The organism is Serratia sp. LTN-2, from assembly GCF_059740205.1.
On record NZ_JCAXDO010000003.1, the window covers coordinates 503897 to 521652 of the forward strand.

18 protein-coding genes and 1 tRNA gene are annotated in these 17756 nt (G+C 60.8%); 4 read left to right on the forward strand and 15 right to left on the reverse strand.

Features of this window, described 5'->3' with window-relative positions:
* Positions 1–49: 49 nt before the first annotated feature.
* Entirely contained in the window at positions 50–982 is a 933-nt protein-coding gene (gene prmB / locus AC6BYQ_RS09540) for a 50S ribosomal protein L3 N(5)-glutamine methyltransferase (RefSeq protein WP_074055876.1), read from the reverse strand.
* Positions 983–1152: 170 nt separating this feature from the next.
* On the opposite strand from prmB, the gene smrB reads away from it, so the two are divergent.
* Positions 1153–1683 (forward strand): endonuclease SmrB, encoded by a 531-nt coding sequence (smrB, locus tag AC6BYQ_RS09545; RefSeq protein ID WP_019453777.1) that lies wholly within the window; start codon positions 1153–1155, stop codon positions 1681–1683.
* Positions 1684–1749: 66 nt separating this feature from the next.
* Here the strand turns inward: smrB and sixA are convergent, their stop codons facing one another.
* The 4 genes from sixA to AC6BYQ_RS09565 all read right to left on the reverse strand — a co-directional run bounded on the left by sixA (position 1750) and on the right by AC6BYQ_RS09565 (position 6588).
* The gene (sixA, locus tag AC6BYQ_RS09550; protein WP_004936230.1) at positions 1750–2232 is read right to left on the reverse strand and encodes a phosphohistidine phosphatase SixA; all 483 of its coding nucleotides are present in this window, start codon (positions 2230–2232) and stop codon (positions 1750–1752) included.
* 389 nt (positions 2233–2621) lie between these two features.
* Positions 2622–4787 carry a fatty acid oxidation complex subunit alpha FadJ gene (gene fadJ / locus AC6BYQ_RS09555; RefSeq protein ID WP_498056777.1) on the reverse strand — a complete coding sequence of 722 codons (2166 nt, stop codon included), beginning with the start codon at positions 4785–4787 and terminating at the stop codon, positions 2622–2624.
* A complete protein-coding gene (gene fadI, locus AC6BYQ_RS09560; protein WP_498056778.1) occupies positions 4787–6097 on the reverse strand; it encodes an acetyl-CoA C-acyltransferase FadI in 1311 nt (436 codons plus the stop codon). Before fadI ends, fadJ begins: the two co-directional genes overlap by 1 nt.
* A gap of 194 nt (positions 6098–6291) precedes the next feature.
* Positions 6292–6588 carry a YfcZ/YiiS family protein gene (locus AC6BYQ_RS09565; RefSeq protein WP_072145088.1) on the reverse strand — a complete coding sequence of 99 codons (297 nt, stop codon included), beginning with the start codon at positions 6586–6588 and terminating at the stop codon, positions 6292–6294.
* 405 nt (positions 6589–6993) lie between these two features.
* Between AC6BYQ_RS09565 and fadL the strand changes: the two genes are divergently transcribed.
* Positions 6994–8334 (forward strand): long-chain fatty acid transporter FadL, encoded by a 1341-nt coding sequence (gene fadL, locus AC6BYQ_RS09570; protein ID WP_025160155.1) that lies wholly within the window; start codon positions 6994–6996, stop codon positions 8332–8334.
* 117 nt (positions 8335–8451) lie between these two features.
* Here fadL and mlaA read toward each other — a convergent pair whose 3' ends face one another.
* The 10 genes from mlaA to ccmA all read right to left on the reverse strand — a co-directional run bounded on the left by mlaA (position 8452) and on the right by ccmA (position 16308).
* Positions 8452–9210 (reverse strand): phospholipid-binding lipoprotein MlaA, encoded by a 759-nt coding sequence (gene mlaA / locus AC6BYQ_RS09575; protein WP_019453783.1) that lies wholly within the window; start codon positions 9208–9210, stop codon positions 8452–8454.
* A gap of 28 nt (positions 9211–9238) precedes the next feature.
* The gene (gene ccmI / locus AC6BYQ_RS09580) at positions 9239–10456 is read right to left on the reverse strand and encodes a c-type cytochrome biogenesis protein CcmI (protein ID WP_498056779.1); all 1218 of its coding nucleotides are present in this window, start codon (positions 10454–10456) and stop codon (positions 9239–9241) included.
* Positions 10456–10923: a cytochrome c-type biogenesis protein gene (locus AC6BYQ_RS09585; RefSeq protein ID WP_019453785.1), complete on the reverse strand. Its 468-nt coding sequence runs from the start codon at positions 10921–10923 to the stop codon at positions 10456–10458. The genes ccmI and AC6BYQ_RS09585 overlap by 1 nt, the downstream gene beginning before the upstream one ends.
* Complete coding sequence (locus tag AC6BYQ_RS09590; protein ID WP_015378623.1) at positions 10920–11471, reverse strand: DsbE family thiol:disulfide interchange protein; 552 nt, start codon at positions 11469–11471, stop codon at positions 10920–10922. Before AC6BYQ_RS09590 ends, AC6BYQ_RS09585 begins: the two co-directional genes overlap by 4 nt.
* Positions 11468–13438 (reverse strand): heme lyase CcmF/NrfE family subunit, encoded by a 1971-nt coding sequence (locus AC6BYQ_RS09595; RefSeq protein ID WP_498056780.1) that lies wholly within the window; start codon positions 13436–13438, stop codon positions 11468–11470. Before AC6BYQ_RS09595 ends, AC6BYQ_RS09590 begins: the two co-directional genes overlap by 4 nt.
* Positions 13435–13929, reverse strand: coding sequence for a cytochrome c maturation protein CcmE (ccmE, locus tag AC6BYQ_RS09600; RefSeq protein WP_211129962.1), 495 nt, complete (start codon positions 13927–13929; stop codon positions 13435–13437). Before ccmE ends, AC6BYQ_RS09595 begins: the two co-directional genes overlap by 4 nt.
* Positions 13926–14162, reverse strand: a complete 237-nt coding sequence (gene ccmD / locus AC6BYQ_RS09605; protein ID WP_004936267.1) for a heme exporter protein CcmD — start codon at positions 14160–14162, stop codon at positions 13926–13928. Before ccmD ends, ccmE begins: the two co-directional genes overlap by 4 nt.
* Positions 14159–14896 (reverse strand): heme ABC transporter permease, encoded by a 738-nt coding sequence (locus AC6BYQ_RS09610; RefSeq protein WP_063919801.1) that lies wholly within the window; start codon positions 14894–14896, stop codon positions 14159–14161. The genes ccmD and AC6BYQ_RS09610 overlap by 4 nt, the downstream gene beginning before the upstream one ends.
* Positions 14897–15016: 120 nt before the next feature.
* Positions 15017–15676 carry a heme exporter protein CcmB gene (gene ccmB, locus AC6BYQ_RS09615; protein WP_019453790.1) on the reverse strand — a complete coding sequence of 220 codons (660 nt, stop codon included), beginning with the start codon at positions 15674–15676 and terminating at the stop codon, positions 15017–15019.
* Positions 15676–16308 (reverse strand): cytochrome c biogenesis heme-transporting ATPase CcmA, encoded by a 633-nt coding sequence (gene ccmA / locus AC6BYQ_RS09620; RefSeq protein ID WP_019453791.1) that lies wholly within the window; start codon positions 16306–16308, stop codon positions 15676–15678. Before ccmA ends, ccmB begins: the two co-directional genes overlap by 1 nt.
* A 229-nt stretch (positions 16309–16537) precedes the next feature.
* On the opposite strand from ccmA, the gene AC6BYQ_RS09625 reads away from it, so the two are divergent.
* Positions 16538–17464 carry a formate/nitrite transporter family protein gene (locus AC6BYQ_RS09625; RefSeq protein WP_019453792.1) on the forward strand — a complete coding sequence of 309 codons (927 nt, stop codon included), beginning with the start codon at positions 16538–16540 and terminating at the stop codon, positions 17462–17464.
* Positions 17465–17593: 129 nt separating this feature from the next.
* A tRNA-Arg gene (locus tag AC6BYQ_RS09630) sits at positions 17594–17668 on the forward strand.
* Positions 17669–17756 lie beyond the last annotated feature (88 nt).

Consider the following 17756-nt stretch of genomic DNA (forward strand, 5'->3'; position numbering starts at 1 on the left):
TTAGTCTTTTATCTTTATGAGGCCCGCCGTGCGGGCCTGGAAATGCGGCTTAGCTGCGATAGAGGCTGAAGTGATCCTTGCAATCCACCAGCTGCTGTTTGGTCAGCATGAACACGCCGTCGCCGCCGTTTTCGAACTCCAGCCAGGTGAACGGAATGTCCGGATATTGTTCCATCAGATGTACCATGCTGTTGCCCACTTCACAAATCAGCACGCCGTCGTCGGTCAGGTAGTCCGGCGCGCAGGCCAGAATGCGGCGCACCAGTTTCAGGCCGTCGCTGCCTGCAGCCAGACCCAGTTCCGGCTCGAAGCGGAACTCTTGCGGCAGATCGGACATGTCTTCCGCATCGACGTACGGCGGGTTGGTGACGATCAGATCGTACTGGATCGCGGGAACGTCGCGGAACAGATCGGAACGGATCGGGATCACCTGGTGCTCGACGCCGTGCGCCTGAATATTGCGCTCGGTCACCGCCAGCACCTCGCTGGAGATGTCCACCGCGTCCACTTCCGCTTCCGGGAAAGCGTAGCCGCAGGCGATGGCGATGCAGCCGCTGCCGGTGCACATGTCGAGAATATGGCGCGGCGGATGCGAGATCAGCGCGCTGAAACGATCGTTGATCAACTCACCGATCGGCGAACGCGGCACCAGCACGCGCTCGTCGACGTAAAATTCCATGCCGCAGAACCAGGCCTTGTTGGTCAGATAGGCGACCGGAATGCGCTCGTTGACGCGGCGGATCACGCGCTCAACGATGCGATGGCGCTCGCTGGAGGTCAGGCGGGCGGTGTGCATGTCCTCCGGAATGTCCAACGGCAGGAACAGGCTTGGCAGCACCAATTGCACCGCTTCGTCCCACGGATTGTCGGTTCCGTGACCATAATAGATATTGGCGGCGTTGAAGCGGCTTACCGTCCAGCGCAGCATATCTTGAATGGTGTGCAGTTCGTTCACTGCTTCGTCGACGAAAATTTTGTCCAATTTGCCCTCCGGCAGGCGCTGTGTTTCATGATTTAGCCGCATAGTTTGCCATGAAGCCCGCGACAAATCACGCTCGCCCCTCGCGCTTTTCACTCTGGCCCGAGTTTTGCGTCGACAGCGCTCATTCACAAGGTAAACTAGCGAAATAAACGATTTCCGGTGAATGAAGCATGAAGAACAAGCCCCCTCTGAGCAAAGACGAACAACAGCTCTTCAGAGAGTCGGTGGCGGGCGCAAAAAAACTGCGCCAGGACACCATCGTCCACCGCCCGCCGAAGCCCAAGATCAAACAGATTGCGCCGCAGCGGCTGCTGCAGGAGCAGGTCGATGCCAGCTATTATTTTTCAGATGAATACCAGCCGCAGCTGGAAGAGGAAGGCCCGACGCGCTACGTGCGCCCCGGCAGCAGCCCGTATGAGCTGAAGAAGCTGCGACGCGGCGATTATTCGCCGGAGCTGTTTCTGGATTTGCACGGCCTGACCCAGCTGCAGGCCAAGCAGGAACTGGGGGCGCTGATCGCCGCCTGCAAACGCGAGCACGTGCACTGCGCCTGTGTGATGCACGGGCACGGCAAACACATCCTCAAACAGCAAACGCCGCTGTGGCTGGCGCAGCACCCCGACGTGCTGGCGTTCCATCAGGCGCCGAAGGAATGGGGCGGCAATGCCGCCATCCTGCTGCTGGTGGAGCTGGCGGAATAGCGTTGCGCAGAAACGACTCAGGGCGATGTCAGACATCGCCCTGAGTTTATTTTCGCACCGCGCGGCTCAGACCTTGGCCATTACCTGCGACGGGCTGACTTGCCATTCAAACTTGCCGTAGCTGCCGTCCGCCGGCAGATCGACGTTGGCGATCGCCGAGGTCGCGAACATCGGCGGGCACTCGCCCGGGCACAGTTCGGCCACCAGATACCCCACCAACGGCAGGTGCGACACGATAAGCACCGAGCTCACCCCTTGCATCGCCAGCGCCTGCAGATAGCTGCCGACCTGTTCGGCGTTGCCGCCCGGGGTCAGCTCGGGCAGCACTTCTTCGCCCTCCGGCAGCGTCAAGGCTTCACGCACCGTCGCCAGCGTCTGTTCGGCCCGCAGATAAGGGCTGACCAGCACGCGTTCAATATCCACAGACTTGGTGTTCAACCAGGCCGCCATCTGACGGGACTCGTCGCGGCCGCACAGGGTAAGGGGCCTTACCGCATCGCTGGCTGCCTCGAGCGCCGCCTCTCCGTGACGCATAATCAAAACTTGCATATTGCACCGCTGTTGTTGACAAAGTAACGCTATACAGAAACGCCGTGCGTGCTGTACCGCCGAGTTTTACAACCCCAAAGCCAAAGCTTTAAAACGATAACGCGCCGTCTCTTTATGGCGGCCGGGCATTTTGCCTGAAAGTTTGCCTAAAGAAAATGCTGTTTTTTACAGCAACCCTCCCCTGGCAAACCCTGATTGCTCACAGAACAATCAATTCAACGGGTTAAATTTTAACCTCGCCGCCATGAAATTTATTGATGGCGGTCAAGCTAACTTACCGCTGCCGCAGCCATGCTGTACAGCCTCACCGGCTGACGCTGTTGCAAGGAGTGATGGCGATCACAACGCGGCCCTGTTGCAACTATAGTGCAAATCGGGCCGCCCTGCGTTCAGCTCCCCAACGGGTAACAACGCTCGCCCTGCTGCGCCATGCGCTGCAGGCGTTCACACGGAGTAAAGTGCTCGCCGTGCTGCTGGCGCAGGTATTCCAGCGTCTTCACCACCTTCTCGGCGCCGAGCTCGTCCATATAGCGGAACGGGCCGCCGAGGAACGGCGGGAAGCCAATGCCGAACACCGCACCGATGTCGCCATCGCGCGCGCTGCGGATCACGCCTTCCTCCAGGCAGCGCGCCGCTTCATTCAGCATCATCATCACGCAGCGCTGGGCGATGGTCGCCGGCAGCATATGCGCCTTCGGCGTGACGCCGAGCAGCGAATACAAAGAGGTATCCGCACGTTTACGCCGCTGCCGCTGCTGCCCCTCGCTCGGGTAGAGATAGAAGCCGCGGCCGTTCTTACGCCCTTTGCGCCCGTCTTTCAGCACCGCATCGAACGCGGCCGGTGCGGCGAAACGTGGTCCCAGCGCCTCGACCAGTACCGGAATGATTTTGGTGCCGACGTCGATGCCCACTTCGTCCAACAACGTGATCGGGCCGACCGGGAAACCGAAATCCACCAGTGCCTTGTCCAGCGATTCCATCGGCTCGCCTTCCAGCAGGCAGCGCGCCGCTTCGTTGATGTACGGCGCCAGGATGCGGTTGACATAAAAACCGGCGCTGTCGCCCACCACGATGGCGGTCTTGCCCTGCTTGTGCGCCAACGCCACGGTGGTGGCGATGGTCTCTTCACTGGTACCGGCATGCGGGATCACTTCCACCAGCGGCATTTTGTCCACCGGACTGAAGTAGTGCAGACCGATCACCTGCTGCGGCCGCTGGGCTTTCTCGGCGATGAGGCCGATAGGCAGCGAGGAGGTATTGGAGGCGAATACGGTATGCGGCGCACAGTGCGCTTCGACTTCGGCCACCATCTGCTGCTTCAGCGCCAGATCCTCAAACACCGCCTCGACCACGATATCCGCCTGCTCAAAGCCGGTGTAATCGGTAGAGCCGGAGATCAGCATCATCTGCTTTTGCCGCTCCGCCGGACGCATGCGCTTGCTGCGCACCCGCTTGCCGAGCACATCCCAGCTGTATTTCAGCGCGTGATTGATGCCGGTTTCATTGATGTCTCTGATGCGTACCGGCAACCCGCCGCGCGTGGCGGTAACGCAGGCGATGCCGCCGCCCATCAGGCCGCCGCCGAGAATGCCGACGCGATGCAAGGCGTGCGGCCTGGCATTGCCGCCCCGCTCTTTTTTCAGCGCGGTGGAAGCGAAGAACAGGCTGCGCAGCGCCGCCGACTGCGGCGTCATCGCCAATTCGCCGAAGGCGCGCGCTTCGGCCTCATAGCCGCTGGCGCTGCCGTGATCCAGCCCGGTGCGCACCACCTGAATGATGCGCTCCGCCGCCGGGTAGTTGCCATGCGTTTTCGCCAACGTTTTCTTGCGCACGATGCTGAACAGCAGGTTTCTGCCCAGCGGGCCGTTGAGCAGGCGATCCTGCCACGACAGCTCGCGCTGATGCTTCCAGCCCTGCTTCACCCGCTCGATAGCGGTCTGCAACAAAATCGACGGCGGCACGGCGTCGTCCACCAGCCCCATGCGCAGCGCCTGGCGGGCGCGAATGTGCTTGCCGGTCAGGATCATATCCAGCGCCTTGGCGGCGCCGATCAGACGCGGCAGACGTTGAGTGCCGCCGGAGCCCGGCAGCAGACCCAGCTGCACTTCCGGCAGACCGAGCGCGGTTTTGTCATCCAGCGAACAGACGCGGCCGTGGCAGGCCAGCGCCAGCTCCAGGCCGCCGCCCAGGCAGGCGCCGTGAATGGCCGCCACCACCGGCACTGGAAAAGCGGCGATCTGCGCCAGCGTGCTCTGCCCTTTTTTGGCCAGCGTCTCCGCCTCTTTGGCGCTGGCGCAGGCGGCGATCATGGTGATGTCGGCGCCGGCGATAAACGAGTCCGGCTTGCCGGAAACGATCACCAGCCCTTCCAGCGCGGTATGCTGCTGCGCCCGGATCAGCACGTCGTTGACCTGTTCGACGAACTCGGCCTTGAGCGTATTGACCTTGTCACCCGGCACGTCGATGGTGATCACGCCGATGTTGTCGGGGCGAATCGTCAGCTGAAAAGCCGACGGCGTGGCGCGCTGTTCGTGCAATGCGTTCTCGAAGCTCATTATTCCACCTCCACGATCATCGCGGCCCCTAACCCGCCGGCGGCGCAGGCGGTGGTCAGGCCCAGCCCGCCGCCGCGACGTTTCAGCTCATGCAGCGTCTGGGTGATCATCCGCGCGCCGGTGGCGGCGAACGGGTGGCCATAGGCGATAGAACCGCCCAACACGTTGAATTTGTCCATGTCCACCTCACCGATCGCCTGGCTGCGGCCAAGCTTCTCGCGAGCGAACGCTTCGCTGGCGAACATCTTCAGGTTAGCCAGCGTTTGCGCGGCGAAGGCTTCATGCATGTCGATGAGCGTCAGATCCGCCAGACCGATGCCGGCGCGATCCAGCGCCAGCGGCGTGGCGTAGGAGGGCCCCAGCAGCATGTCTTCCCACACGTCGATGGCGGCGAAGGCGAAGCTGCGCAAATAGCCCAGCGGCTGCAGCCCCAGCTCTTTGGCGCGCGATTCGCTCATCATCAATACCGCCGCCGCGCCGTCGGTCAGCGGCGTACTGTTGGCCGCGGTGACGCTGCCATGCTTGCGATCGAACGCCGGCTTCAGCTTGGCGTAGGAAGCCAGGCTGGAGTCTTTGCGGATGTTGTTGTCTTCAGAAAGCGGCGCGCGGTAAGGCGGCACGTAGGCGGTCATCACCTCGTCGCGCAGCCAGCCCTCTCGCCAGGCCTTGGCCGCCAGCTCGTGGGAACGGTGCGCCAGCGCATCCTGCGCTTCACGGGTGATGCCGTGGCTTTTCGCCATCTGTTCGGCGGTATCGCCCATGCGCAGGCCGGTGGAATACTCCGCCACCGCCGGCGGCACCGGCATCAGATCGCGGAATTTAAGCCGGCTGAACAGCTTGAGGCGCTGCGACAGCGTGCGCGCCTTGTTGACGTCCACCAACGTGCGCGCCAGCGCTTTGCTGACGCCGATCGGCAAGACGGAAGAAGAGTCGGCCCCGCCGGCGATGCCGACGCTGATGCTGCCGGCCATGATGCTCTCCGCCACGTTGGCGATCGCCTGGAAACTGGTGGCGCAGGCGCGCGACACGCTGTAGGCGTCGGTGTGGACGCTCATGCCGGTGCCGAGCACGATTTCACGCGCGATGTTCGGCGCCTCGGGCATTTGTACCACCTGGCCGAACACCAGTTGCTCGATAAGCTGCGGATCGATACCGCTGCGCGCCAACAGCTCGCTCACCGCCGTTTTCCCTAAGTCCACCGCCGGAATGCCGTGATAGGCGGTCGCCTGTTTGGCAAAAGGGGTACGCAGTCCATTCACAATCGCAATGCGGTCACCATGACGGGTCACCAACGGCAGTGCCTTACTCATAAATGCTCCTGAAGAAAATAACGTCAGCGCAATGGGCAGAAAGAGGTCTGACCTGATGAGGTCATTGTTAACCAAACGGTTACATTTGGCAAACCGGCAGAGATCAAAACTGCGAGCAGGCGCACTTTCTACAGGAGGGATACGGGAAAGGAAATCCCCGGCGCGCAACAGGCGGCGCCGGGGGTAAAGCGGGATTAACGCAGGCCGAGCTGGAAGATCAGGGTTTCCGCCTGGCAGGCGAAGGTGAAATCGGCCTCCAACTGCACGCCGCCGTCAACCGGTTTAATGCTACTGCTGATGTCACAAGGGTCGGATTCGACCGCGCGCGCCTTTTCGCTCAGGGCCGCCAACATCGCCTCCGCATCTTGTTGATTGCTGAACACTTGGCTGTAGGATGCGGTGCAATCGGTATTATCCATCACGGTGCCGACATCCACACAGCAGCAGGCTGCGGTTTCCTGGGCGCTGCATTTATTAATTGCATCTGACATGATTGGTTCTCCTCAAGGGCCTCTGTTATCAGCCCAAATTGCCGTTTTACTCACCGGCACAAAGCCACAAAATTCTGCGGGTATTTTACTCCTCCGCGCAGGCAATCACTAGCACTTACTTTTACTGGGTGTTTTAAGTGATGGAAATCACAAATAAAAATGAGCGTCTGCTAAGGAATAGTAAGAATTTTGTTATTTACCGCTGGCTTTTTGTTAAGCGGATCTCTTTTTTGATATCAGGTTAGAAATATTTCAAAAACAAACTTGCAACATCTTCACAGGTCAGACCTATACTTCAGCCACTGGTCTGATTTGTCTGAACGATAACGGACCCTACAATCCCGCGCTCCTTGTTACTTCGTGTAACAATAGTTTAAATAATAAACACATAATGAGGTTTTGGTCATGAGCCAGAAAAACCTATTGACTAAATCAGCTCTCGCAGCTGCAGTGGCAATTATTTCTTCAAACGTGTCTGCCGCAGGATTCCAGCTGAACGAGTTCTCAGCAGCTGGTTTAGGACGTTCGTATTCTGGCGAAGGCGCCATGGCGGATACGGCGGCCTCCGCGAGCCGCAACCCGGCATTGTTGATGATGTATACCCGCCCGGAACTCTCCATCGGCGCGGTCTTCATCGATCCAGACGTAGACATCACCGGCAAATCTCCTTCCGGCGCCAGCCTGGATGCGAAAAACATCGCGCCAACCGCCTGGGTGCCGAACCTGCATTACGTTCACCCGATTAACGATCAGTTCGCCGTAGGCGGCTCTGTCACCAGCAACTACGGCCTGGCGACCGAATTCAACGACGGCTACACCGCGGGCGCTTACGGCGGTAAAACCGATCTGGAAACCCTGAACCTGAACCTGAGCGGCGCTTACCGCCTGGATCAACATTTCAGCTTCGGCCTGGGCTTTGATGCCGTCTACGCCAGAGCCAAACTGGAACGCTACGCTGGTGAATTGCCGAAGCTGCTTGCCGGTCAAGGCCTGCAAACCGGTAAATTAACGCCTCAGCAAGCCGGGATGATTGCTCAAATCCCTGGCGACACCCAGATTTCTCACCTGAAAGGCGATAAATGGGGCTTCGGCTGGAACGCCGGCCTGCTGTACGAAGTGGATGAAAACAACCGTTACGGCTTCACCTATCGCTCTGAAGTGAAAATCAAGTTCGACGGTGACTACAAGAGCAGCCTGCCGGCACAGTACAACCCAATTACCCAGGCGCTGGGCGTGGGCTTACCGTGGGGCACCAGCGGCAGCACCATCCCAGGTTCTCTGGATCTGAACCTGCCGGAAATGTGGGAACTGTCCGGTTACAACAAAGTGGCACCGCAGTGGGCCATCCACTACAGCCTGGCCTACACCAGCTGGAGTCAGTTCCAGGAGCTGAGAGCCACCGGCAGCAACGGTCAAACGCTGTTCCAGAAGCATGAAGGCTTCCGCGACGCTTACCGCATCGCGCTGGGTACCACTTACTTCTACGACGACAACTGGACCTTCCGCGGCGGCGTTGCCTTCGATGACAGCCCGGTGCCGGCACAGAACCGTTCCATCTCCATTCCGGATCAGGACCGCTTCTGGGTCAGTGCAGGTACCTCTTATGCGTTCAACAAAGACGCTTCGGTTGACGTCGGCGTGTCCTACATGCACGGCCAGAAAGTCACCATCAACGAAGGCCCTTACACCTTCAACTCTGTGGGCAAGGCCTGGCTGTACGGCGCCAACTTCAACTACCGCTTCTAATCTCGCTTGAGAAATATGCCAAAGCGCCCCACGGGGCGCTTTTTCTTTGCCCGCGGCTCGCCGTCGGCATAAAAAAACCCGCCTGATGGCGGGTTTTCTTTGGCATAAGGCCAGAGATTACTGCGAGTCGATCTCGTCCAACTCGCCCTGAATCGCCTTGGCGTTCGGGTTCTCTTCCGGCTTGAGCGAACCGCCGTTGGCGATGAAATCGTGGCGCTGGAAGTAAGCCTCGCGCACCATGACATAAGGATCGGAGGAGTTGCGCAGCAGGCCGTCGGAATCCAGCAGTTGGGCGCGAGTTTCGATACCCTCGACCACCCATTTGCCCGCCGACATCCAGAAGGTCAGGTAGCTCAGCATCGGATACAGCGTATCCGCAAAATCACCGCCGTCTTCACGCAGCGTGAAGCTGCCGTAGCCAGGCAACATCACATACGGACCGTAACCCACATCGTAATGGCCCAAGGTGCTGCCGAAACGGTTCGGCTCTTCGCGCGCCAGTTTCGGGTTGGCCATGCCGGCCACGTCGATCAGGCCGCCCATGCCAAGCAGGGTATTCAGGAAGAAACGGTTGAAGTGGATCATCCCACGGTAAGGATCGCCCTTCAGGAAGGCGTTGACCATGCTGGCCGGTTCTTCCAGGTTGGAGGTGAAGTTGCTGATGCCGTTACGCGCCGGCATCGGCACATAGTCGCGCCACGCCACCGCGACCGGGCGCAGGATATAAGGATCCAGGACGTTGTAGTTGAAGTCGAACATCGTCCGGTTAAATCCTTCCAGCGGATCGGAACGCCCTTGCGGCTCGTTGTCTGGCGCGCTGGCACAGCCCACCAGTAATACCGTTGCGAATGCCACCCCAGTCAGGCGAAAATTCATATTTTTCTCCATAAAAACACGTTCGGTCTTATTTTTCAGGGACCTGCTTGTTTATCTGAACGCTAACCTGCTCTTTACCGCTGAATGTCTGCAGCGAGCTTTCGCCGAACCAGTCTCCCGGCTGCGGCGTGGCCAATCCGTCCTGTGAGAGGCGCACACGCACCTGCACCTGATGCTGCGCCGAGAGTAGACGCTCGGGCATCATGGCGTTGCTGTCATCCAGAGAGAAAGACAGCGGAAAACGGCTCAGCGGCAATTGTTTTACCGCCACCGGCACCGGGCTGACGCCGTCGGTAACCGAGATGACCAGCGTGCCCTGCGGCGACATGGCTTTCGCCGCCTGCGGTGACAGCGAAACGGTCACATTCAGTTTAACAGTTTCTCCGCCTGCCTGGGCTTTTGCTTGTGCAATGCTGCGCTTTATCACTTCCGCGCGCGGATCGTTGGCCGGCAGAAGCTGCAACATCACCTGCCAGGCGCCGATCGCCTGCTTGAAATCGCCCTGTTCGAAGGCATTGAACGCCAGCAGGCTCAGCACCCGCGGATCGCTGTGATTTTCCGCGATCATGCGCCGCAACAGCTGCGTCGCCTGCTTGTTATCCTCCGGATCGTTGGAGCGAGTCAAGACCTCGGCATAGCCGAGCCGCACTTCCAGACTATTCGGATCCAATTGATAAGCATGGGCAAACGCCTGCGTGGCGGTGGTGGCGTTGTTCAGCGCCATGCCGACGCGCCCCAGTATCATCCAGTCGTTGATGTTGCGATCGTCCTGCTGCAGCTCGGTGCGCAGCCCTAGCCCAAGACGGGCGATCTCTTCCATGCTCAGCGGTTTGGCGCGCTCATTGGCGACGCGCTCGCGCAATTCCGGCATTTGCGCCTGCACCAGATGCCAATCCAACACCTGCGCCAGCCCGCCGGTTTTCAGATAAAAGCCAACCGTCACCACCAACAATAACAGCACGCCCGGCACCAGCGCCCAGCGGTTGATCGGCTTCGCCTGCAGCGCTTGCTGCTCGGCGGGAATGTCGTACAACAGGTTCTGCTGCAGCTCTTTCACCAGCTCCGGGCGCTCGGCCACTACGCCCTGCTGCTCATCCTGCTCCAGTTCGCTGAGGCGATCCTGATAAAACGCCTTGTTCAACGCATCGCGCGTGGCGGCGCTCTGCTTGCCGCGGTGCATCGCCGGCACCACCAGCAGCGCGGCGGCGCCGGCCAGCAACACGCAAATAATCAGCCAAAAAGCCATTAGGGTTTCTTCCTGTCAGTCTCTTGCAACAGCGCCGCCAGGCGCTGCCGTTCCCGTTCGGAGAATTCATCGTCTGCCGCTGCACCGGGCCGGCGACGGGTGCGCAGGATCACCACCGCCCCGCCGATCAACACAAACAGCAGCGGGCCGATCCACAAGATCAGCGTCGCCGGCGTTACCGGCGGTTCGTAGGTGACGAAGTTGCCGTAACGCGCCACCATGTAATCGATGATCTGCTGCTTGCTTTGCCCCTGCATCATCAGCTCATACACCTTGGTGCGCATGTCGGCGGCGATGATGGCGTTGGAATCGGCAATGCTGTTGTTTTGGCATTTCGGGCAGCGCAGCTGTTCGGTCAATTCGCGATACTGCTGCTCCTGCTCGACGGAGTTAAAGCGATAGGTATCGATCGCCGCAGCGGCGCTCCAGCTCAGCAACGCGGCGCACAGCAGGACAATCAGCCTCATGCTTCACCCCCGTATTTTTTATACAGCGGCAACACTTCCTGCTGCCAGACGCGCTCGTTCATGTCGCCGGCGTGGCGATAGCGAATAATCCCCTGGCCGTCGATAAGGAAGGTCTCAGGCGCGCCGTACACCCCGAGATCCAAGCCCAGCATGCCGTCGCCGTCATACAGGCTGAGGGCATAGGGATTGCCGAGAGAATTGAGCCAGGTCACCGCCTTGGCGCGATCGTCTTTGTAATTCAAGCCGACCACCCGCACACCGCGCGCCGCCAGCGTATTGAGGTACTGGTGCTCCGCACGGCAGGTCGGGCACCAGGTGGCCCAGACGTTGAGCAATATCGGCTTACCGTCGCGCAGCACCGCCTGATCGTAGGTTTTGCCCGGCTGATCCAGCGATTCCAGCCTGAAGGTCGGCACCGGCTTGCCGATCAGCGCCGATTCCAGCATGGTCGGATCTTCGCCGCCGGCGTTGCGCGTCAGCTGCACCATCAGCGCCGCCACCAGCAGCAGAAACAGCACCAGGGGGATAAACAGCAGCTTACGCTTCATGGTTGCGCCTCCAGCTTGCCTTCGCGTTTGAGCTTTTTACTCATGCGGTAACGCGGATCGAGAATGCACAGCAGGCCGCCGATCGCCATAAAGACGCCGCCGAACCAGATCCAGCGCACGAAAGGTTTGTAATACAGACGCACCGCCCAGGAGCCGTCTTCCAGCTCCTCGCCCAGCGCCGCGTACAGATCGCGGCTGAAACCGCCGTCGATCGCCGCCTCGGTCATCATGCTGCGCGCCACGCTGTAGTAGCGTTTCTCTGCGCGCAGCGTCGCCTCTGGCATGCCGTTGCGCGTGACGTCGATGATGCCGACGCCGCCGCTGTAGTTCGGGCCGCGGATGTCGTGCACATCGCGGAACACAAAGTGATAGTTGTGGATATCCACGCTGTCGCCGGCCTTCATCCGCACGTCGCGCTCCACGCTGTAATTCTGGCTGAAGGCGATGCCGATCACCGTCACCGCCACGCCGAGGTGGCCGAGCACCATGCCCCAGTGGCTGCGGGACAGCTGGCGCAGGCCGCGCCAGAAACCGTGACGATGGGTAGCGCGCTCATGCAGCTCCATCAGCGTCAGGATGATCACCCACAGCGCCATGATCAGGCCCACCACCGTCATGCCGGCGATGCTGTCCTGCAACAGCCACGGCAGCAGGATTGACAGCACCAGCGTCGCCAACAGCGCCACGCCGAGGCGGCGCCACAGCTTGCTCGGCTCATCGCGGCGCCAGCGCACCAGCGGGCCGATGCCCAACAGCAGCGCCAACGGCGCCATCAGCCAGGTGAACATGGTGTTGAAGAACGGCTCACCGATCGAGATGCTGCCCAGCCCCAGCTGTTTGTGCACCAGCGGCAGCAACGTGCCCAGCAGCACCACCAGCATGGCGGCGATCAGCAGCACGTTGTTGCCCAGCAGAAAGGTCTCGCGCGAGAAGGTTTCGTGCTGCACCCGGCTGCGCACCTGGCCGCCTTTGACCGCGTACAACAGCAGCGAGCCGCCGATCACGATCACCAGATAAGCGAGAATAAACATGCCGCGCGCCGGATCGGAGGCGAAGGAGTGCACCGAGACCAGCACGCCTGAGCGCACCAGGAAGGTGCCCAGCAGGCACAGCGAGAAGGCAGTGATCGCCAGCAACACCGTCCAGGCTTTGAACGTGCCGCGTTTTTCGGTCACCGCCAGCGAATGCATCAGCGCGGTGCCGGCCAGCCACGGCATAAAGGAGGCGTTTTCCACCGGATCCCAGAACCACCAGCCGCCCCAACCCAGCTCATAGTAGGCCCAGGCCGATCCGAGCACGATGCCCAGCGTGAGGAACACCCAGGCGGCGGTGGTCCACGGGCGCGACCAGCGCGCCCAGGCGGTATCGAGCCGGCCTGCCATCAGCGAAGCGATAGCGAACGCAAAGGCGACCGAGAAGCCGACATAGCCCATATACAGCAGCGGCGGGTGGAAGATCAGGCCGATATCCTGCAGCAGCGGGTTGAGATCGCTGCCGTCGATCGGAAAATTCGGCAGCGTACGGGTGAACGGGTTGGAGGTCATGATGATGAACAGCAGGAAACCGGCGGTGATCATCCCCATCACCGACAGCACCCGCGCCACCGCATCCTGCGGCATCGCCCGGCTGCACAGCGCCACCGCCAGCGACCAACAGCTCAGCAGCAGCACCCACAGCAGCAGCGAACCTTCATGCGCCCCCCAGGTGGCGGCGATGCGGTAATACACCGGCAGTTGAGTATTGGAGTTGGTGGCCACGTAGGCGACGGTAAAATCGTTGACCACGAAGGCGTGCACCAGGCACAGGAACGCCAGCGCAATCGCGGCGAACATGCCGTAGGTCAGCGGCCGCGCCACCGCCATCATGCGGCTGTCCTGCCGCGCCGCGCCCCACTGCGGGTAAATGCTCAGCAGCAGCGCAATCGCCAGCGCCAGGCACAGCAGAAAACTGCCCAGTTCCGGCATCATGACTTGGTGCCCTCCGCCTGCGGCGCGCTATACGCCTGCGTCGGCCCTTGGTGGTTCTCTTTCATCGCGTCGGCCACTTCCGGCGGGGTGTATTTCTCATCGTGTTTGGCCAACACTTCGCGCGCGTTGACCACGTTGCCCTCACCCAGCACGCCCTGCGCTACCACGCCCTGCCCTTCGCGGAACAGGTCCGGCAGAATGCCGGTATAGGTCACGCCGATCGCGCCGCGCGCGTCGTAAATCTTGAAGCTGACCTGCAGCGTATTGGGATCGCGCTTCACCGAGCCGGGCATCACCATGCCGCCGATGCGCAGCCGCTGGCCGACTTCGGGCTTCTCATGGTTTTCGCCCTTGCCCTGCAGGATTTCCCCCGGGGTGTAGAACAGATCGATGTTGGAGCGCAGCGCGTACAGCATCAGGGTCGCGGTCAGCGCGATGCCGATCAGCACAACGATCGCCAGATAAAGGCGGCTTTTACGACGTGGATTCACAATGATTTCTCCCGCGGTGCGGCGGATTTTTGTTTTGATTGTTGCGCATGGCGAATGCGCCGCTCGCGCGCCTGACGCCGGCCGATCTCGGCGAGCAGTTGCCGCCGCTGCCAGACGGTGTGCGCCACCAGCCCCAACAGCGAAATCAGCGTGGCGGCGACCGCCAGCCAGACATAGAAGGCGTAGCCGCCCATGGCGAAAAACGCCGACCAGGAATCGAACGCGGCATTCATGACTGACGCTCCTTATTCACCAGCCCGGCGACCCACGGGCGCTGGCGCTCCTGGAACAGGATCAGATTGCGCAGGCGCATCAGCGTCAGCGTGACGAACAGCAACAGGTAGCCGAGGATCGCCCAGCGCAGCGGGGTGCGCATGCTCGGCGCGATGGACTGCTGCATATTGGTCGAGCCCTGATGCAGCGTATTCCACCATTCGACGGAGAAATGGATGATCGGAATATTCACCACCCCCACCAGCACCAGAATGCCGGCGGCGCGGCCCGCCAGGCGGCGGTCTTCGAAGGCGTTATACAGCGCGATGACGCCCATATAGAGAAACAGCAGCACCAGTTCGGAGGTCAGACGCGCGTCCCACACCCACCAGGTGCCCCACATCGGCTTGCCCCAGGCGGAGCCGGTCACCAACGCAATAAAGGTGAACACCGCGCCGATCGGCGCCATCGCCGCCACCACGGTATCGGACATTTTCATCTGCCACACCAGGCCGATAAACGCCGCCACCGCCATCGAGGCGTAGATGCCCATCGACCACATGGCCGCCGGCACGTGAATATAAATGATGCGGAAGCTGTCGCCCTGTTGATAGTCTTTCGGCGCGAAACCAAAGCCCCAGGCCCAGCCGAACAGCAGGCAAACCGCCGCCGCCAGCCCCAGCCAGGGGATGAAGCGGCCGCAGACGTGATACAGCCGCTCGGGCCGCGCCAGTTGATGTAACCATTTCCACATTGTCGTCAGTGCTCACGGTAATTTTTGTGCGTCGGCCGCCCCGAGCGATCGAAACGGCGAAAATCTTCTGCGGGGTACGCTCTTGTCGGCCTTGCCCCGTCTGTTCATTCAATCAGTTAGCTAGTGCACGCTCACTCGCAGCGCCGCCGCGGTGGCAAACGGTGCCAATGTCACGCTGCCCGCCAGCATCGCGCCGAGTATCGCCAGATAACCGTCGATCGGCATGCCCATCGAGGCGGCGTCGATCGCGCCGGTGGCGAAGATCAGCACCGGGATATACAGCGGCAGCACCAGCAGGCTGAGCAGCACGCCCCCTTTGCGCAGACCGACGGTCAACCCCACGCCGATAGCGCCTATCAGGCTCAGCGTCGGCGTGCCGAGCAGCAGCGTCCCCGCCACCGCCAGCCAGGTCTGCATGTCGAGCGACAGCAGCAGCGCCACCAGCGGCGACAGGATCAGCAACGGTAATCCCGTCACCACCCAGTGAGCACACACTTTGCCCAGCACCGTCATCGGCAGCGGCGTCGGCAGCAGCAACAGCTGCTCCAGCGAACCGTCGAGAAAATCGTCGCGAAACAGCCGCTCCAACGAGAGCAGCGAGGCCAGCAGCGCCGCCACCCACACGATGCCCGGCGCAATGCGCGCCAGCAACTGAGGCTCAGGGCCAATCCCCAACGGGAACAGCGTGATGACGATCAGGAAAAACCACAGCGGGTTGACGATCTCCGAACCTTTACGGCAGGCGATTTTCAATTCGCGACGCAGCAGGGTCAAAAACATCACAAACTCCCCGCGTCGTGTTCCGCCAACCGGATTCTGCCCACCGTTTGGCTGACGCCGGCCAAATCCTGGTGCGTGGTCAACAATACCATGCCGCCCCGCTGCGCATGTTGTTCAAAAAGGCTAATCAACTCGGCCACGCCCTGTTTGTCGATCGCCGTTAGCGGCTCATCGAGGATCCACAGCGGCGCCGCGCTCAGCCACAGGCGCGCCAGCGCCACGCGCCGCTGCTGCCCCGCCGACAGCTGCGCCACCGGCAGATCTTCGTAACCCACCAGCCCCACCTGCTCCAGCGCGCGCCAGATGGCCTGATGATCGGCGGCGCCGCGCACCGCTTGATAAAACTGCAGATTTTCGAAGGGCGTCAATACGGCCTTGATGCCGGGCTGATGGCCGATAAACAACAAGTCTTGCTGGTAGGCTGCACGATCGCGCAACGTGCTGCGCCCGCGCCAGCACACCTCGCCGCCGTCCGGCCGCGCCAGACCGGCGAGAATGCGCAGCAGGCTGGTCTTGCCCGCGCCGTTCGGCCCTTCTACCTGAATGATATCGCCCGGCTGAACTGAAAAGCTTAGCTCGCTAAACAGGATGCGCTCATCGCGCACGCAACTCAGACTTTTGGCTTCCAGCATCGGGGAACTCATATTTTTCTTTGGGATAGCGAATCATAGCATAAGCCTTTCCCCGCACGCAGCCCGCGGCGGGCGCGCCAACGGGACAATATGGCGAGCAGGATCAAGAATGCGTGGAAAAAACCGGCGGATTTTAACTCTTGTTACCTTTTTCTGTATTTCGCCGCATTTAGGCCGGGCAGCTACGCTTAATGACGTGAACTCACCCTTATTGAGCAGGAGCGACAGCATGAACGAACAGCAGCGCCAGGAGCACGAGCAGGATGAGACGATGCAGGTAGAGAGCGAAGAGCAGGAACAGGGCAAGCGCGAAATCGAAGTCAGGGAAGAGAATCTGCCGTCGCGCGCGGCGGCGGTACATGAACAGATCCGGATGGAGGGCGAAAAAGAGCTGGAGCGCGACGGGCTGGCGTTACTGTGGTCGGCAGTCGCCGCCGGGCTGTCGATGGGCGCCTCGCTGGCGGCGAAAGGCATTTTCCACGCCCGTCTGCCGGACGATCCCAGCCGTTTTTTCATCGAGAACCTCGGCTACACCTTCGGTTTTATCATCGTCATCATGGCGCGCCAGCAGCTGTTTACCGAAAACACCGTCACGGCTGTGTTGCCAGTCATGCATAAACCCACGCCGCGTAACCTGCTGATCCTGCTGCGCCTGTGGGGCGTGGTGCTACTCGGCAACCTGATCGGCACCGGGCTGGCGGCGCTGGCGTTTACCCATATGCCGCTGTTCGACACCGAAACACGCGGCGCCTTCATCAGCCTGGGCGAAGAGGTGATACGCCATACGCCGGGAGAAATGTTCGCCAACGGCATTCTGGCCGGCTGGATCATCGCTACCATGGTATGGATGTTCCCGGCCGCCGGCGCGGCGAAAATCTGGGTGATCGTGCTGATGACCTATCTGGTGGCGATTTGCGATTTGACCCATATCGTGGTCGGTTCGGTAGAGATCCTCTATCTGGTGTTCAACGGCGCGATTGGCTGGCGAGAATTCGTTTATCCGTTCGCCTTGCCGACGCTGGCGGGCAATATCATCGGCGGCACCTTTATCTTTGCGCTGATAAGCCATGCGCAAATCCGCAACGATTTGAGCGCCAAAAATAAGGCGGCGCGCCTGCAAGAGGAAAAACGGCGCCACGGCGGGGAAAAACCGTGATCGCCGTCGGTTAGCCGAGGAAATTTCGGCGCGAACTGGCGAGGTATTGAGCAAACGCGCCGCTAAGCGCTTATTCTGCGGGTAAAAAAAGGTATAATGCCCCGGCAGCTTCGGTTGCCGACCCGCAGCGTCCCCGTAGTTAAACGGATATAACAAGCCCCTCCTAAGGGCTAGTTACTGGTTCGATTCCAGTCGGGGACACCATCCTTTCTAATCAAGCCATTCTCCATCATCTGCACCCGCAATCCGCCCTTTTCCCCTGTTCAGACTCGATTTCCCCGAGCGTTATGAT

Excerpts from the sequence above, each read along its gene's own strand:
- smrB (WP_019453777.1), top strand. The coding sequence starts at position 1,153 with ATGAAGAACAAGCCCCCTCTGAGCAAAGACGAACAACAGCTCTTCAGA.
- sixA (WP_004936230.1), bottom strand. The coding sequence starts at position 2,232 with ATGCAAGTTTTGATTATGCGTCACGGAGAGGCGGCGCTCGAGGCAGCC.
- fadJ (WP_498056777.1), bottom strand. The coding sequence starts at position 4,787 with ATGAGCTTCGAGAACGCATTGCACGAACAGCGCGCCACGCCGTCGGCT.
- fadI (WP_498056778.1), bottom strand. The coding sequence starts at position 6,097 with ATGAGTAAGGCACTGCCGTTGGTGACCCGTCATGGTGACCGCATTGCG.
- AC6BYQ_RS09565 (WP_072145088.1), bottom strand. The coding sequence starts at position 6,588 with ATGTCAGATGCAATTAATAAATGCAGCGCCCAGGAAACCGCAGCCTGC.
- fadL (WP_025160155.1), top strand. The coding sequence starts at position 6,994 with ATGAGCCAGAAAAACCTATTGACTAAATCAGCTCTCGCAGCTGCAGTG.
- mlaA (WP_019453783.1), bottom strand. The coding sequence starts at position 9,210 with ATGAATTTTCGCCTGACTGGGGTGGCATTCGCAACGGTATTACTGGTG.
- ccmI (WP_498056779.1), bottom strand. The coding sequence starts at position 10,456 with ATGGCTTTTTGGCTGATTATTTGCGTGTTGCTGGCCGGCGCCGCCGCG.
- AC6BYQ_RS09585 (WP_019453785.1), bottom strand. The coding sequence starts at position 10,923 with ATGAGGCTGATTGTCCTGCTGTGCGCCGCGTTGCTGAGCTGGAGCGCC.
- AC6BYQ_RS09590 (WP_015378623.1), bottom strand. The coding sequence starts at position 11,471 with ATGAAGCGTAAGCTGCTGTTTATCCCCCTGGTGCTGTTTCTGCTGCTG.
- AC6BYQ_RS09595 (WP_498056780.1), bottom strand. The coding sequence starts at position 13,438 with ATGATGCCGGAACTGGGCAGTTTTCTGCTGTGCCTGGCGCTGGCGATT.
- ccmD (WP_004936267.1), bottom strand. The coding sequence starts at position 14,162 with ATGAATGCCGCGTTCGATTCCTGGTCGGCGTTTTTCGCCATGGGCGGC.
- AC6BYQ_RS09610 (WP_063919801.1), bottom strand. The coding sequence starts at position 14,896 with ATGTGGAAATGGTTACATCAACTGGCGCGGCCCGAGCGGCTGTATCAC.
- ccmB (WP_019453790.1), bottom strand. The coding sequence starts at position 15,676 with ATGTTTTTGACCCTGCTGCGTCGCGAATTGAAAATCGCCTGCCGTAAA.
- ccmA (WP_019453791.1), bottom strand. The coding sequence starts at position 16,308 with ATGCTGGAAGCCAAAAGTCTGAGTTGCGTGCGCGATGAGCGCATCCTG.
- AC6BYQ_RS09625 (WP_019453792.1), top strand. The coding sequence starts at position 16,538 with ATGAACGAACAGCAGCGCCAGGAGCACGAGCAGGATGAGACGATGCAG.